Raw genomic sequence first — 15340 nt, 5'->3', positions numbered from 1 at the left:
GAGGTCGAAACCCAGGCTGCGCCGCCCTTCGAGGAAGGCGAGCAGCGCGCCATCGGCCCCGCTCGCCATGGTCTGTTGCCCCAGCAGCCCGGCACCTTGAATCGCTGCGTGCAAATAGCGCCGGAACTCGGGGCGGCCGATCAGGAAGGCAGCATCTTCGGGGGTCATGCTCACGGCTGGATCAGCCGCTTGAGCAGGTTTTCACCGCCCACGTCGGCCCGCGACAGCAGTTCGGCCGCCGCCGCTGCATCCTTCATCGCCGGCACCATCTGGCTGATCTGCGCGGCGGCCTGCGCGGCCTGGACTGCCTGTCCACGCTGCGCGCGCAAGTGCGACACATCGGCCGCCGGCCGCATGATTCGCGCCGGGGTGCCCGCGCGCCAGGCATATTCGTCCAGCGCCTCGTCGAAATCGATCTTGTCGAGCACGTCGGGGTGCGCGGCGGCCAGGTTGCCGACAAAGCCCACCACGCGCTCGATCTGGCCGATGCCGACCATGCGCTGCATCTGTTGCAGGATGCTCACGAATTCCACGCGCACCCCGCGCCCGTGCAATGCGGGCGGCGGTGGCGGCAGCATCGCGCCCCGGCTCATGATCGCAAACGCGCGGTCGATCGCCACTTGCAGCTTCTCGTTGGCCACCCGCTCGATCACCGGGCCAAGCTGGGTCAGCTTCTCCTCGTTGCGGCTGGCGATCTCTTCCACGTTGCGGGGTTGCACGCCGCGCATGTTGGTGATCGCGTTGAACAGGTCGGCAAAGCTCAGGGCGTCGATCTGGCGCCGGCACTTGTCCATTTCCTCGCCGATCGCCGCCACCGCCTGGTAGGGCATCTGATAGGGGATCAGCACGCCCTCGCGGTCCAAGCCCGATGCCGTCACCGTGCGGCCCGGCTCGCCGGTCAGGCGCACGCCGGGCGGCACGATCTTCTCGGGCTTGACCATCTGGTCGATGGCCTCGTTGCGGCGCTTGGCCTGCATCTGCAATTCGCGCAGCGCCGGCAGGGCTTCCATGCCGGGCGAATGGCCATAGGTATCGCCCCCCACCACGTCCCAGCGCGGCGCCCAGAACGGCTGCTCGTTGTAGCCCGCGATCTTGAGCAGGCGATCGCCGCGTGCACCCGCTTCCCAATAGACGCTCCGCCAGGCTTTCGAGCCGAAGCGATGCGGATCGTGATCCGGGTCCGGCTCGATCGCGTGCATCACCTCGACCACGGCTTCATATTGGCTGCGATCATAGAGCGCGCGGACGGCGGGCGAGACAGCCTCGCCAAACGTCTCGACCGCCTGTTTCACGCTCATCGGGCAGGTGCGATAGAGCGTGTCGGGCACCAGCGCGTCCGACAGGGCGATCCAGTATTCGCCAAAAGTCAGCGCGTGGCACACCGCGCCGGCGTGGGGATGCTCCACCATCACGCAGGCTTCGGTGCCGAACAGGCCCATCTCGCCATAGCCGGCCTTGGCCGCGCCATAGAAATTGGTCGATGCCAGAAAGGCATAGATCCGCCGCTCGACCGCCGAAAGCCAGGCGCGCACGCCGTCGGCTTCCATCAGGTCGTCATCGGCGGTCTTGAGCGTGAACCACGGGCGCGACGCGCTCGACAGGCCAGAGGTCATGCCGTTGGTCAGGGTGCGGAACGCCTCGATCCCGTGCGGGTCGAACAGGGTGCGGTTCCATTGCCGGCGCCGCGCGCCCGAACGGTCCTTGCCGCTGGCCAGGAAGCGCGAGCGCGCCGGCTGGGCAAAGCGGGCGATCTGCTCGGCCTCGGCTTCATAGTCCTGGCGGACGGACTTCATCACCGCCAGGCGCGCCTCGCAATGGGCGCGGATCGATTTGGGATCAGCCAAGCGTGCCTCCCGATCCAAGCGTGGTCGAAGAAACGCGCGCGGCGCTGGTCAGTCCCAGCGGGGACGTGACCATCCCGGCCAGGATCGCGCGGCGCCAGCGGCTGTTGTCCATGGCGCCGGCCGGCGCCCCCTGGTCAGGCAGTTTCAGGCTTTGCCGCTCGGGCGCGGTGGGAACGGTGGGCGTGCTGCACATCTAGGCACCTCCATGAATGATGGTGCTTGTAGGGCGGCGGGCCACCGGCTTGAATCGCTGCGAAGTGGATGGCAAAAAGCCCCGACCGATTCGGCCAGGGCTTTGTGAAATCTCGGCTTTTCTGCTCCGTCAGCCCAGCTCGCCATAGCGGCCGGCGCCATCGTCTGCCCCAGGTTCGGGCTCCAGCCAGGCCGGCATGGCGCGTGGTCCCACCGCCTCGGCAAAAGTGCAGGCCAGGGCATCGGCCCAGTCCGGGCTGGGCAATCCGCGCCGCTTCATGTCCGGCTTGCGCTCCAACTGCACGCGGGTGTCATCGGCGGCAAAGGAATAGGTCGGCCCGATCAGGTCGTCGCGCAGGCGATCGCTGTCGGGCAGCGCGGCCTGGGCCAGCCAGGCGCGCATCCGCGTCCACATTTCCGCGCGCTTGTTGGCCGTGGGCACGCTCACCCCCGGCTCCAGCTCCGCCTCGCGGCCCTTGGCGCCGAACCAGACCTCGATCACCGGGGTGTCGCCCAGCAATTGGCGCAGCCGGTCCACCACCGCCGCGCCGATGTTGCCGGCATCGACAAAGATGGCATCGGGCCGGTGCCGGGCCGCTTCCAGGGCAATGTCCCCGGCCAGCCGCATGGCGTCCACCCCGCGCCAGCTTTTCCAGGGCCGGCTGCGCGCATCGCGGCCACAGCGGATCGCGAGCACGCTTTCATCGTCGCCAAAGCGGGCGCAGTCCACACCGAAGATCACCGGATCGGTGGGCAGTCCCCCCGGCACCGGCCGGCGCCGCGCGGCTTCGGCCAGGTCCTGCGGGATGAACTGCATCGTGCTGCTCGATGGAAACTGGCCGCGCACGCGCACCCGCACCACATCGCTGTCCGCGCCATAGGCGGCCACCAGTTCCTCCAGATACTGCGTGTTCACGCCTTCCACCTCGCGCGCATCGATCTGCGCGGTGCGCCACAGGTTGCGGTGCTTGCCAAAGCATTCGCGAAACGCCCCGGTGTTCTGGGTCGGGTTGCCGAAAGCCAGCCAGATCAATTCGGTATCGGCATCGGTCAGGGCGCCCAGCGCCACTTCCCACACCTTGTCGGCAATGCCGCTGGCTTCGTCGAAGATCAACACGATGCGCCGGCCCATGTTGTGCAGGCCGGCAAATGCCTCGGTGTTGTGCTCGCTCCAGGTCACCAGGTCTGCGCGCCAGGCGGGGCCACGGCCCGGCGCAGTCGATGCCAGCGCGCGGCGTGTCTGGGCAAACCAGCCTGCGGTCAGGGCCAGCCCCGCCCATTTCGCGATTTCCGGTGCGGTCTTGGTGTCGAGCTGGCTTTCGGTGTTGGCCGTCACCAGCACGCGGGCATCGGGGCAGGTGTCCAGCGCCCACTTCACGATCATCGCCACCAGCGCCGATTTGCCGATGCCATGGCCCGATGCCCGCGCCAGGCGCAAGGGCGTGTGGCGCGTCGCCGGATCGGCCAGATGGGCGCCGATTTCCTCCAGCACCTCGCGCTGCCAGCGGCGCGGCCCGCTCATTCCGGCCAGCGGGCCTTGGCCCCAGGGATAGGCAAACAGCGCGTGCCCCAGCGGATCGTGGGTGAACGCCCCGATCGCCTCGGCCAGATCGCTCGCATCCACTGCCTTCTTCGCCATGCAAACCCTTTCCTGCTCCCCCTCCTCTTCAGAGGAGGGGGTCGGGGGGTGGTGGAAGGCAGGCCCTGCCACAGCAGTAACCCATCACCGCCCCTTCAACACCCGCGCCCGCGCTGCCGCCAGCCGCTCGCTCCAGTCCTGCGCGTCGCCAGCGCCGGCGCTTTCGCCGTATTTCCCGGGTGCCCATTTCGAGAGCAGTTTCAATCGCGTCTCCACCCGCAGCCGCGCCCGCGCCACGTTGTCGGGATTCTTGGCGACGGACATGGTGCCGTCGGCCTTTTCCTTGTGAGTCACGTCGCCCGCGTCATCGTCGGCGATTTCCAGGGTTTCCTCGGCAATCGCCTCGAACCCGGCCTCGCGCGCCAGGGCAAAGCGGCGGGCAAACTCGCGGTCTTCCAGCCGCCAGCGCTGCACCAGCGCGGGCGCAACCTGGTGGCGCCGGCACAGCTTGCGCAGCGTGATGCCTTCGGCCAGGCCGGCCAGCAGGATTTCCTCCAGCACCGGATCACGTACGGCCTTGCGGGTGCGCGTCATCAAGCCAGCCCCTTTCCGGCCTTGTAAGGTTTGCGGTCGCTCGGCCGCGGCGTTGCACTGGTCGGTAGGTTGCGCGTGGGCGTATGCGTGCCCTTGGGAATATGCGGCGTATCGGCCCGCATGTTCGCGGCCCGCGCCGTGCGCGCGCCGGTCGCCACGATTTCCACGATGCGGAACCGCTGATAGCGTTCCACGCGGATGAAACCCTTGCGCTCCAGCCGCTTGACCATCACCGGCCCCATCGAGCACGAGTTGTAGCCGCACAGCATCTCGATATCGATGTTGCTGGGGCAGGGCAGCCCGGCTTCGGCCGCCTCGGCCAGCGCGCGATAGGTGGTTCGTTCCGTCCACGTCAGCCCGGCCAGCGAGACCTTGGCGGAAGCGGTATCGGCAGGAACGGCAGGTTCGGTCATCAGGACTTTTCCTTTGATCGGGCGGGACGGCCGCTCGCGCCAGGGCGCAAGCAGCCAGCTCCGGACGACGAAAGTTCCGTCGCTTCGGAGTTAAAAGGATATGTAATCCAGATATTTGGCTATCGAGCGCCGTGGATTTTCCGAAGGCTGTGCCACGTTGAGGGCCCTGTTCCCTTTGGTGCCACGACATCCCGATGTGAGTATCGAATATAGGAAAATTCCTAAATTACCACGTCAGATTGCGCCAAAATAGCCCGAATTTCCTCAAACGCCGATTCAACAATAGGAATTTTCTTTTAACCCCTGCGGTAAATTCCCCTGGCAGTCAGGGGGCAGCAGGCGAGCCATGCCCGAATCACCTCCAATGCCCTTGGCCACACTTCTTCCGCCTGGCTGGGCGTGGTTCCGCGCCAGGTTGCCCGACGGGCGCTGTCATCGCTTCGCGCAGCCAGCGGATGCCGCCGCGGCTGTCTTGCTGCGGCGGGCGTGGGAAATCTGGTCGCCGGCGCGCGCCGGGCCGGATGGCCGGTTCCTCGCGCCGGGCTTGGTCGTCGAGCCGGAGCCTGTCGGCATCACGCCATGGTGACGTAGATCTCCGCCACGATCACCCACGCACCGTCGATCTCGCGCCATTTCGCGCTATAGCGCCCCGCCGCGTAGACCTCGCCGCTGTCGGCATGCTGGCCCTGCCAGTCGCCCTCTTCCAGCGCGATCGGTGCCACCGGCGATATCTCGATCGTGCTCGGTGTGCGGCGATAGATGCTGCGCGGCCTCGCTGCGAATTCCCGCTTCCACGCCAACAACTGGGCCTTGCGCCCGGCGATGACCGCGCTGTCGCTGCCGGTTACCAGCACCACATCCGGGGCCAGTAGCGGCCCGATCGCGGCCAGGTCGGCCTCGGCAAGGGCTTGGTTGAATGCGGCGCGGCGCAGGCGGATGGCAAGGTCTGCGGGATGAGTCATGGTCCTGCACAGACGATTTTGACGCCGCATCGGCAACAGTCTGGCGCATTTAACCATTCTAATAGGGTATTACCCCAGGGTCGCCTTAAGCGCGCGGGAAGCCCGAGCCCGCATGCTGCCGGGCATGATCCGCCAGATTCCCCCCGAGCACGTCAAGATTGGCATGTTCATCTACGGATTCGGTGGATCGTGGTTCGATCACCCATTCTGGCGCACCCGCTTCGTGCTCGCCAGCGCCGAGGATCTGGAAAAGGTCCAAGCTTCTGCCGTGCCTTACGTGATCATCGATGAAGCCCGGGGCCGCAAGCTCGAGGATCCACCCGCCCCCACCTCTGTTGCGCCAACGCCGTCGAGTTCCGCTGGGGCACCTGTGCGCTGCCGCCGCGTGCCCTTGCCACCGCCTGATCGGTCGCAGACCCTGATGCAGACCATCACCCGCCAGCGGCGTCGCCAGGTGCAGCGCATGGTGGGCGAGGCGCGCCAGACCATGCGTGGCCTGTTCGACGATGCCCGCATGGGTCGGGCCGTGCGCGTGGCCGATACGCACAAACTGGTCGAGGACATCGCCGATGCCGTCGCCAACAGCCCGCGCACCGTGATCGATGTCGTGCGCCTCAAGTCCAAGGACGAATACACCTTCGCCCATTCCGTCGCGGTCTGCACCCTGATGATCAATGTCGCCACGTTCCTCGGTCTCGATCCGCAGGAAACGCGCGACTATGGCCAGGCCGGCCTGCTGCACGATCTGGGCAAGGTCGGCATTCCGCAAGAGGTGCTCAACAAGCCCGCCGCGCTCACCCAAGAGGAATTCGCCTGCGTGCGCGATCATCCCGAACACGGCTACCGCCTGCTCGAAGCATCCGGCGATGTCTGCGCCACGGCGCTCGACGTATGCCGCCATCATCACGAGCGGCAGGATGGCAGGGGCTATCCCCAGGGCCTTGCCGCCAGCCAGATCAGTCGCGCCGCCGCGTTCGGCGCCATCTGCGATTGCTATGACGCGCTCACCTCCGATCGCATCTACAAGCAGGCCTGGTCTCCGCCCGAAGCGCTGGCCGCGATGTGGAGCTGGGACGGACATTTCGACCGCGACTTGTTGTTCATCTTCATGCAGAGCATCGGCGTGTTCCCGCCAGGCATGGTCGTGCGGCTGCGCAGCAATCGCCTGGCACTTGTGCAGCCGGGCCGTCGCCATGACACCGGCCCGCACGTCACCGCGTTCTTTTCCACGCGGGAGGGGGAATGCCTGCCTCCGCAAGACATGCTGCTGGATGACACCAACCCGCTCGACAGCATCGTCGGCCATGCCTGCGCACAAGAGTGGGGCGTGCCGGACTGGAATCGGCTGCGTGGCCGGCTGTGGCGCGGTGCGCCAGAAGCGCTGCCGGCCTGATCGGTGGCAGGCCGTGCAGCGGCATAAGCAAACTTTATGCAGGATATCGCCCAAGGTGATGGAAATCCAAAAATATGCATATGTTTTAAAATGATATTTTCAGGATCGTGGAATTTTCCGAACGGACGGGAAAATTGATTCCCCGCCGGCTTGTCGTATTCTGTCGGGCACATACCGCCAGACAGAGGGCACGATGGCACCGGCTTCCTTCGACACGATCAATCCTGCGACGGGCGAAGTGCTCGCCACCATTCCCATCGCCGGAGAGGCCGAGGTCAACGCGGCGGTGGAGCGTGCGCGTGTCGGCCAGCGGCAATGGGCACGCCTGACGGGAACGGAGCGAGGCCGCATCCTGCGCCGCGCGGTCGATATCCTCCGCGCCCGCAACGATGAACTGGCGCTGCTCGAAACGCGCGATACCGGCAAGCCGATCCAGGAAACCATCGCGGTCGATGTGCTTTCCGGCGCCGATTGCATCGAATACTATGCCAATGTCGCGGCCACGATCGCGGGCGAGCACGTCGATCTCGGCCCCGGCGCCTTCGGCTATACCCGGCGCGAGCCGCTCGGCATCACCGCCGGGATCGGGGCATGGAACTATCCGCTCCAGATCGCCTGCTGGAAAAGCGCGCCGGCGCTGGCCTGCGGCAATGCCATGATCTTCAAGCCAGCCGAACTGACGCCGCTCACCGCGATCGAGTTGGAAAAGATCTATCTCGAAGCCGGCGTGCCCGAGGGTGTCTTCCAGGTCGTCCAGGGCTTTGCCGCCACCGGCCAGTTGCTCTCGCGCCACCCCGGCATCGCCAAGATCTCCCTCACCGGCGAGGTGGGCACGGGCCGCAAGGTCATGGCCGATGCTGCCGCCACGCTCAAGCAGGTCACGCTCGAACTGGGCGGCAAGAGCCCGCTGATCGTGTTTCCCGATGCCGATCTGGACAACGCCGTGTCAGGGGCCTTGCTCGCCAATTTCTATTCGGCCGGTGAAGTCTGCTCCAACGGCACCCGCGTCTTCGTTCACGCCAGCGTGATGGACGATTTCCTGGCCCGGCTGAAGACGCGCACCGAAGCGATGGTGGTGGGCGATCCGGCCGATCCGGCCACCCATGTCGGCGCGCTGATCAGCCAGGCCCACATGGACAAGGTCTTGGGCTATATCGAGCAGGGCAAGGCCGAAGGGGCAACCCTGGTCACTGGCGGGCACCGCGTCATGGCCAATGGCTGTGACAGGGGCGCATTCGTCGCCCCCACGATCTTTGCCGCCTGCGCTGATGACATGGTCATCGTGCGGGAGGAAATCTTCGGCCCGGTCATGGCCGTCCTGCCGTTCACCGACGAGGCCGACGTCATCGCCCGCGCCAATGCCACCGAATTCGGCTTGGCCGGCGCGGTCTTCACCCAGGATATCACCCGCGCCCACCGCGTCGTCGCCGCGCTCGACGCCGGCACCTGCTGGATCAACACCTACAATATCACGCCGATCGAGCTGCCGTTCGGCGGGGTCAAGCAATCGGGCCTGGGCCGCGAAAACAGCCGCGCCGCCATCGAGCACTATACGCGCCTCAAGAGCGTCTACGTCGCCATGGAGCCGATCGATGCCCCCTACTGACGCGGAAACCTTCGACTATGTGATCGTCGGCGCCGGGTCGGCCGGCTGCGTTCTGGCCAACCGGCTGACGGCTGATGGTCGCCATCGCGTCCTGCTGCTCGAATTCGGCGGCTCGGACCGCTCGATCTTCATCCAGATGCCCGCCGCGCTCGCCTATCCGATGAACACCACACGGTGGAACTGGCGCTACGAATCCGAGCCGGAGCCCCATCTCAACAACCGGCGCCTGCATTGCCCGCGTGGCAAGGGGCTGGGTGGTTCGTCTTCGATCAACGGCCTCGTCTATGTGCGCGGCAATCCGCTCGATTTCGAACATTGGCAGGAACAGGGCGCGCGCGGCTGGGGCTATGCCAATGTGCTGCCCTACTTCAAGCGCGCCGAAACCCGCCTGGAAGGTGGCAATGCCTATCGCGGCGGCGATGGACCGCTCTCCACCACCTATGGCACGCTCGACAATCCGCTGCACCACGCCTGGATGGAGGCCGCGCGCCAGGCTGGCTACCAATTGACCGAGGATTACAACGGCTTCCGGCAGGAAGGCTTCGGCCGCATGGACATGACCGTGCGCAACGGGGAGCGCTGTTCCTCGGCCAAGGCGCACCTCTACGACGCGGTCAAGCGGCCCAATCTCCAGGTCGTGCAGCATGCGCTCGCCACCCGCATCCTGTTTGACGGAACCCGTGCCGTGGGCGTGGAATACGAACGCGGCGGAACGCTGCACACCGTGCGCGCTGGCCGTGAAGTGATCCTGTCGGGCGGGCCGATCAATTCGGTGCAATTGCTCAAGCTCTCGGGCATCGGCCCGGCGCAGGAACTGGCCGGGCACGGCATCCCCGTGCTGGCCGATCGCGCCGGCGTCGGCGCCAATCTCCAGGATCACCTGGAGTTCTACTTCCAGATGGCCTGCACCCAGCCGATCACCCTGTTCGGCCATGCCAACCTGCTGGGCAAGGCCAGGGTCGGCCTCGAATGGCTGCTGCGCCGCAAGGGCCTGGGCGCGTCCAACCACTTTGAATCCTGCGGTTTCATCCGCAGCCGCGCCGGCATCCGCTATCCCGATATCCAGTACCACTTCTTCCCGATGGCCATCAATTACGATGGCTCCTCGCTCGCCACCGAGCATGGCTTCCAAGCCCACGTCGGGCCGATGCGCTCGAAAAGCCGTGGCACGGTCACGCTGCGCAGTCCCGATCCGCGCGACAAGGCGGTGATCCGCTTCAATTACATGAGCCATCCTGATGATTGGGCGGAGATGCGCGCCTGCGTGCGCCTCACCCGCGAAATCTTCCAGCAGCCGGCCTTCGCCCCTTATCGCGGCCGGGAAATCCAGCCCGGCGCCGATTGCGTGACGGATGAACAGATCGACGCCTTCATCGCCGACAAGGTCGAAAGCGCGCTGCACCCCTCGTGCACGGCGCGCATGGGCCACCCCGATGATCCGCTGGCAGTGGTCGATCCCGAACTGCGCGTGATCGGCGTTTCCGGCCTGCGCGTGGTCGATAGCTCGGTCATGCCCTCGATCACCACCGGCAATCTCAACGCGCCCACGATCATGATCGGCGAAAAGGCCGCCGATCACATCCTCGGCAAGCCGCTGCTGCCCGCGTCCAATGAACCTTTCTACGTTCACCCCCACTGGGAAACGCACCAACGATGATCGGTGAAGACCATGCCTTGGCCCTGGATGCGCCCTCGGGCGAACTGCATCGGTCGCTGGATTGGAAGGGGGCGTTCTGGGCCTCGTCGGGGGTTCCGGCGGGTGTCCTGCTCACCATGGGGGGCATTGCCGCCACGATCGGGCAGCCAAGCTGGGTGGTGTGGATCGTCTCGATCCTGATGGGTTTCATCCAGAGCTTCGTCTATGCCGAGATTGCCGGGCTCTATCCGCACAAGTCGGGTGGCGCCTCGGTCTATGGCGCGGCGGCCTGGCTGCCCTACAGCCGCTTTGTCGCCCCGATCTCGATCTGGGCGAACTGGCTGGCCTGGTCGCCGGTGCTCACGCTCGCCACCAGCCTGGCGGCGGGATACATCATGGCCAGCCTGTTCGCGCCCGATGCCGCGATCATGGCTTGGCAGATCAAGCTGGTCGATCTCGGCTTCGTGCGGCCAGGCCTCAGCCTGCGGATCAACGCCGTCTCGCTCATCGCCACCGGCTTCCTGCTGCTCACGTTTGTGTTGCAGCATGGCGGGGCCGCTCGCGCCGCGCACGCACAAAAGATCCTCGGCCTGGTCTGCCTCGCGCCGCTGATCCTGGTTGGGCTGATCCCGGTCTTCACCGGCAACCTGCCGCGCGATCATCTTTTCCCGCTGCTGCCCATGCTGCGCGATGCGGCGGGCCATGCCGGCTTTGGCAGTTGGAACGGCTATGGCCTCGTGCTCCTGATGGGCGCCATGTTCGGTGCCGGTTGGTCCACCTACGGCTTTGAAACGGCGGTGTGCTACACCCGCGAATTCCGCGATCCCGCCCGCGACACGCCGCGCGCGATCATCGCTTCGGGCGTCTTGTGCATCCTCGTCTTCGCGCTCGTGCCGCTGGCGTTCCAGGCTTCGCTCGGCCTCGATGGCATGCTCTCTCCGGCCATCTACGATGGCTCGGGCGTGGCGCAGGCGCTGGCCGCCATCGTGGTCAAGGGGCTAGGCCTTGTCGCCTCCAGCCCCGCCGGGGTGCTGATCGCCAACCTGTTCATCGCCATGCTGATCCTGTCGCTGCTGCTCATCGTGATGACCTCGATGATGGGCTCGTCACGCACGCTCTACCAGGCCTCGGTCGATGGCTGGCTGCCGCGCTACCTCTCGCGCGTGAACAGCCACGGCGCGCCCACGGCCGCGATGTGGACCGACCTTGGCTTCAATCTCATCCTGTTGCTGGCGTCAGACTATTTCGCCGTGCTGATGATCAGCAATGTCTGCTACCTCGCGTTCAATTTCCTCAATCTCCAGGCTGGCTGGATTCACCGCATCGACCGGGGCGAGAAAGATCGCCCGTTCCGCTGCCCCACCTGGCTGCTGGCGCTGGGCTGCACCTTCGGCTTCGTCAACATGGCCTTCATGGGCGCCGGGGCCGATGTCTGGGGTGCGGGCACGCTGCGCAACGGCCTGATCGCCCTGCTGCTGATCGTGCCAGTCTTCGCCTGGCGCCACTATGTGCAGGACAAGGGCGTGTTTCCCCATGCCCTGGTCGAAGACTATGCGCGCGATGCCTCGGGCCGGATGACCCGCCGCGCCGGCTGGCTGCCCTGGCTGGCGCTGGCAGGGTGTGCTGCGCTGATTGCGGTGACGCACGCTTTTGCGCTGCATCACATGGGCTAAAGAAAAGGCTATGACGAAGGGGGCAGAGCCCCCTTCACCCCACTATCTTTGGCTGGCGCAGCGTTGGCGACCATGCTGGGCGTTGCAGCAAACACCGTTGTTCTTGAAAAATCAAACCACCGCGCTGAACAAGGCCGGGATGGCCTGGCGCAAATCAGCCTCGGCTTGGGCATGGGCGCGCGGATCGTCCACGTCGATCCACCAGGCGCCTTCGATTTCCATCGTCGCGGCGCGGCCGGCATCGGCCAGCACCTGCATCCCGTCGGACAGCGATCCGGGCTTGCCCATGGCCACGGCCTGGGCAATCGCCGCGGGCAGGGCGGCGGTGGCCAGGAAAGCGCCGCAATCCACCGCGTCATAAGGGAAGATCGTCTTGCCGATGGTGGCAATCGTGCCGTTGTCCCGCGTCTTCACCCAAGTGGCATCGTCGGGATCGACCAGCGGATTGTCGAGCCGGCGGTCGATCGCCAGCGTCACGTCGCGCGTATTCGCGCCTTCGTGGGTCAGCCGTTGCAGGATTTCAGCCGAGAAAATGTGATCGGCCATCATCAGCAGGAACGGACCATCTACCTTGGCGGCTCCGGCGATCACCGAATGGCCATTGGGCAGGGTCCAGTCCGCCACGCGGGCGGCATCGATCGTCACGCCGCAGCGCGCAGCCAGATCGGGCAGGGCGGCTTCCACCCGGGCGGCTTCATGCCCGGTCACCACCACGATGTGGGCAATGCCGGCGGCAGCCGCCTGGCGCACGCCCAGTTCCAGCAGCGGGAAACCGCAGACCGGGGTCAGCGGCTTGGACTGGCTGAGATCGCGCAGGCGCGATCCCAATCCAGCCGCCAGGATAACCGCGTGCCGGGGCGCGGCGGCGCGTTCGGCGGGCCGCAGCCCGGCAGCGGTTTCCATGCTTACTCGGCCGCCTGCGGAACGGCAGCAGCGATGTATTCGTCGACCATGCGCAGCGCGACATCGTCGATGAACTGCTCGGGCGGGTGCTTGCAGAAATAGGCCGACGGGCCGATCAGCGCGCCGCCTTCACCACGCTCCAGCGCCACCTTGCAGCAACGGATCGCATCCATCACGCAAGCCGCGGCGTTGGGGCTGTCTTCCACCGACAGGCGCAGTTCCAGGTTCACCGGAACGTTGCCCCACTGCACGCCTTCCATGCGCAGGAAGCAGATCTTGTTGTCCTTCTGCCACGGAACATATTCCGACGGGCCGATCAGGATGTTTTCCTCGGCCAGGCGCTGGGCCAGCATGGCCTGCACGGCTTCGGTCTTCGATTCCTTCTTGCTCGACAGGCGATGGCGATCGAGCATGTTGAGGAAGTCGGTGTTGCCGCCGGTGTTGAGCTGATAGGTGCGCTCGGTGGTCACGCCGCGCGCCGAAAACAGCGTGGACAGCGTGCGGTGCACGATGGTGGCGCCCACCTGGGCCTTGATGTCGTCGCCCACGATCGGCAGGCCGGCGGCGCGGAAGCGCGCTTCCCATTCCGGGTTGCTGGCGATGAACACCGGGATGCAGTTGACCACGGCCACGCCCGCTTCCAGCGCGCATTCCATGTAGAATTCGCTGGCCTTCTGCGAGCCGACGGGCAGGAAGTTCAACAGGATTTCAGCGCCCGACGCCTTGAGCGCGGCGACGATGTCGGCCTGGCTCGGGTCTTCGCCTTCGGCGACGATGAAGCCACGCTCGCCCGCCACGGTCATGTGGTCGGCCACGCCGTCCAGCACGCGACCGCGCATCACCTTGGCGCCGATGGTCGGCACGTCCCTGTAGAACACGGTGGTGTTGTTCGGGGCCGCGAAGATCGCTTCGCCCAGGTCCTTGCCAACCTTGCGGGCATCGACATCGATCCCCAGCACGAATTCCACGTCGCCCGGCACATAGTCGCCGATGACGTCATGGATCAGGCCTTGGGAAGAGTTGTTGTTCTTGTAATAGAAAACACCCTGAACCAGTGAACTGGCGCAGTTGCCGACGCCAATAACCGCGACTTTGATCGATGGCATTTTAGGTAATTCTCCTGCGGCCACGCCCGCAATCCAACTCGTCATGAGCTGGGTGCCTGCCTGACACTCAAACGAAACTGCCTTTTCGCGGTGCTGCCCATCCTGCCTTTGCACAAGGCGAACAGGTTGAACCCGGACGGTCCGGACCGGAAGCGGTCAAAATAGAGCAATCCTCGGGCCATGGCAATGGAGCGCGGGGCAGTTGTTACATTATGACTGCCATACTGCGCTCTTGTTGTAGATAGCTACTCGGCTCATCGCTCTCCTGCAACGCCCGGTCGCGGTGGCTCGGTGCCATCAGGTAGTCCGTGTTGCCGCCGTCAGATCGTTGCGAAGGCGCGCCGCGGCGCCCGCTGCATGCGTGATAGAGGCCAGCAGGACCGCGTTGAGCGCGATCGCCTCGAACAGGAAGTAATAGAGCGGCGATCCCGCCAGCATGGCCAGCCCAAGCAGGATGGTGCGGCTGTTGGCACCCAGGATGCGCCATTTGGGCAGAAGATCTCCGGCATGCGCGCGGGCAATGCTGCGGGCCGCCTCGGTCTGCGCAGGGTCGGCCACCAGCCGGTCATAGGCCGCGTCCACCTCTGCTCCGCCGGGCGCCAGTGCCCGCCCGAGCAGCAGGTAAAGGCGCGCCAGGGCCGTGCCCGGCCCGGTGATCGGCACGTCATCCTGTCGCAGCCAGGGGTTGCCATAGGCCCACCACTGGTATTGCCGCCGCTGCACTTCATAATGGTTGGCCTGGACAATGCGGCTCAGCCCGGCGCCGACCACCGCGATCCAGCACCAGGCGCTGACATGCTGTTGCAGCCACCAGCCCAGCATCAGGTAGACCACGGTATGGCTGCCATAGTCGCACAGCCCGTCGACCATTTCGCCGTTCGGCCCGCTGCGCTTGGTCAGCCGCGCCAGGTCACCGTCGGCGCCGTCCACCACGTGCCAGCCCATGTGCAGCACCAGCCCGAGCAGCGCGGTCCAGGGCCAGCCCGGCTGGCAATAGATCACCCCGGCGACTACCACCATTACCGCGCCGAACACCGAAACCATGTTCGGCGTGATCGGCGTGGGCGCCAGCGCCCAGGCCATGCGCCAGGACAGCGGATGATAGATGCGGCTGTTGAGCCAGTCCTGCAATTCTGCCGGGCGCAGCGGCCGGGGCGGGCGCGCGAGGCGGGCGCTGCCGGCCTCGCCACTGGCGGCCGGATCGGATGGGGCAGGGCTTTGTGGAACGGTTTCGGCCTGGGCCATGGGACGTGACGGGTTCATCACCCGCACCCTATACCGCAGCCTGCGCTGCGCCAATTGCAAACCGTAACCGTGGCGGTCGACCTTCGGGCTTAGTGACCGTTTGGAAATCCGGCTCTGCCGGATTTGCGGCACCGGCCCGCTCCCCCACCCGACCTCCCATAGGGTACTATCGTTGGGAGGTCGGCCCCCTCAGC

Annotated in this window: 13 protein-coding genes; 4 read left to right on the top strand and 9 right to left on the bottom strand. The window is 66.0% G+C overall.

Annotated elements, in window-relative coordinates:
- Window positions 1-170 precede the first annotated feature (170 nt).
- The 6 genes from IE191_RS14425 to IE191_RS14400 form a co-directional block, all read right to left on the bottom strand.
- Window positions 171-1844, bottom strand: coding sequence for a portal protein (locus IE191_RS14425; RefSeq protein ID WP_229815404.1), 1674 nt, complete (start codon window positions 1842-1844; stop codon window positions 171-173).
- Window positions 1837-2037, bottom strand: coding sequence for a hypothetical protein (locus IE191_RS14420; RefSeq protein ID WP_191325083.1), 201 nt, complete (start codon window positions 2035-2037; stop codon window positions 1837-1839). Before IE191_RS14420 ends, IE191_RS14425 begins: the two co-directional genes overlap by 8 nt.
- Window positions 2038-2166: 129 nt before the next feature.
- Window positions 2167-3675 (bottom strand): terminase, encoded by a 1509-nt coding sequence (locus tag IE191_RS14415; protein WP_191325082.1) that lies wholly within the window; start codon window positions 3673-3675, stop codon window positions 2167-2169.
- Between the two features lie 84 nt (window positions 3676-3759).
- On the bottom strand, window positions 3760-4209 hold the full coding sequence (locus IE191_RS14410; protein WP_191325081.1) for a terminase small subunit-like protein: 450 nt from the start codon (window positions 4207-4209) through the stop codon (window positions 3760-3762).
- Entirely contained in the window at window positions 4209-4622 is a 414-nt protein-coding gene (locus IE191_RS14405; RefSeq protein WP_191325080.1) for a hypothetical protein, read from the bottom strand. The genes IE191_RS14410 and IE191_RS14405 overlap by 1 nt, the downstream gene beginning before the upstream one ends.
- A 572-nt stretch (window positions 4623-5194) precedes the next feature.
- Window positions 5195-5584, bottom strand: a complete 390-nt coding sequence (locus tag IE191_RS14400; protein ID WP_191325079.1) for a nuclear transport factor 2 family protein — start codon at window positions 5582-5584, stop codon at window positions 5195-5197.
- 112 nt (window positions 5585-5696) lie between these two features.
- Here IE191_RS14400 and IE191_RS14395 point away from each other — a divergent pair, with 112 nt between their 5' ends.
- From IE191_RS14395 to IE191_RS14380, 4 genes are all read left to right on the top strand, one after another.
- The gene (locus IE191_RS14395; RefSeq protein ID WP_191325078.1) at window positions 5697-6977 is read left to right on the top strand and encodes a cyclic di-GMP phosphodiesterase; all 1281 of its coding nucleotides are present in this window, start codon (window positions 5697-5699) and stop codon (window positions 6975-6977) included.
- Window positions 6978-7170: 193 nt separating this feature from the next.
- Window positions 7171-8583: a betaine-aldehyde dehydrogenase gene (gene betB, locus IE191_RS14390; protein WP_191325077.1), complete on the top strand. Its 1413-nt coding sequence runs from the start codon at window positions 7171-7173 to the stop codon at window positions 8581-8583.
- Entirely contained in the window at window positions 8570-10240 is a 1671-nt protein-coding gene (betA, locus tag IE191_RS14385; RefSeq protein ID WP_191325076.1) for a choline dehydrogenase, read from the top strand. The genes betB and betA overlap by 14 nt, the downstream gene beginning before the upstream one ends.
- Entirely contained in the window at window positions 10237-11892 is a 1656-nt protein-coding gene (locus IE191_RS14380) for a trimethylamine N-oxide permease (protein ID WP_191325075.1), read from the top strand. Before betA ends, IE191_RS14380 begins: the two co-directional genes overlap by 4 nt.
- A gap of 111 nt (window positions 11893-12003) precedes the next feature.
- Here the strand turns inward: IE191_RS14380 and IE191_RS14375 are convergent, their stop codons facing one another.
- The 3 genes from IE191_RS14375 to IE191_RS14365 form a co-directional block, all read right to left on the bottom strand.
- Window positions 12004-12795: a phosphocholine cytidylyltransferase family protein gene (locus tag IE191_RS14375; protein WP_191325074.1), complete on the bottom strand. Its 792-nt coding sequence runs from the start codon at window positions 12793-12795 to the stop codon at window positions 12004-12006.
- 2 nt (window positions 12796-12797) lie between these two features.
- The gene (locus IE191_RS14370; RefSeq protein ID WP_191325073.1) at window positions 12798-13901 is read right to left on the bottom strand and encodes an inositol-3-phosphate synthase; all 1104 of its coding nucleotides are present in this window, start codon (window positions 13899-13901) and stop codon (window positions 12798-12800) included.
- A 297-nt stretch (window positions 13902-14198) separates the two neighbouring features.
- A complete protein-coding gene (locus IE191_RS14365) occupies window positions 14199-15164 on the bottom strand; it encodes a CDP-alcohol phosphatidyltransferase family protein (protein ID WP_229815402.1) in 966 nt (321 codons plus the stop codon).
- Window positions 15165-15340: the final 176 nt, after the last annotated feature.

This window comes from Novosphingobium pokkalii (genome assembly GCF_014652855.1).
GTDB lineage: Bacteria > Pseudomonadota > Alphaproteobacteria > Sphingomonadales > Sphingomonadaceae > Novosphingobium > Novosphingobium pokkalii.
This window is presented reverse-complemented; position numbering and strand designations above follow the sequence as displayed.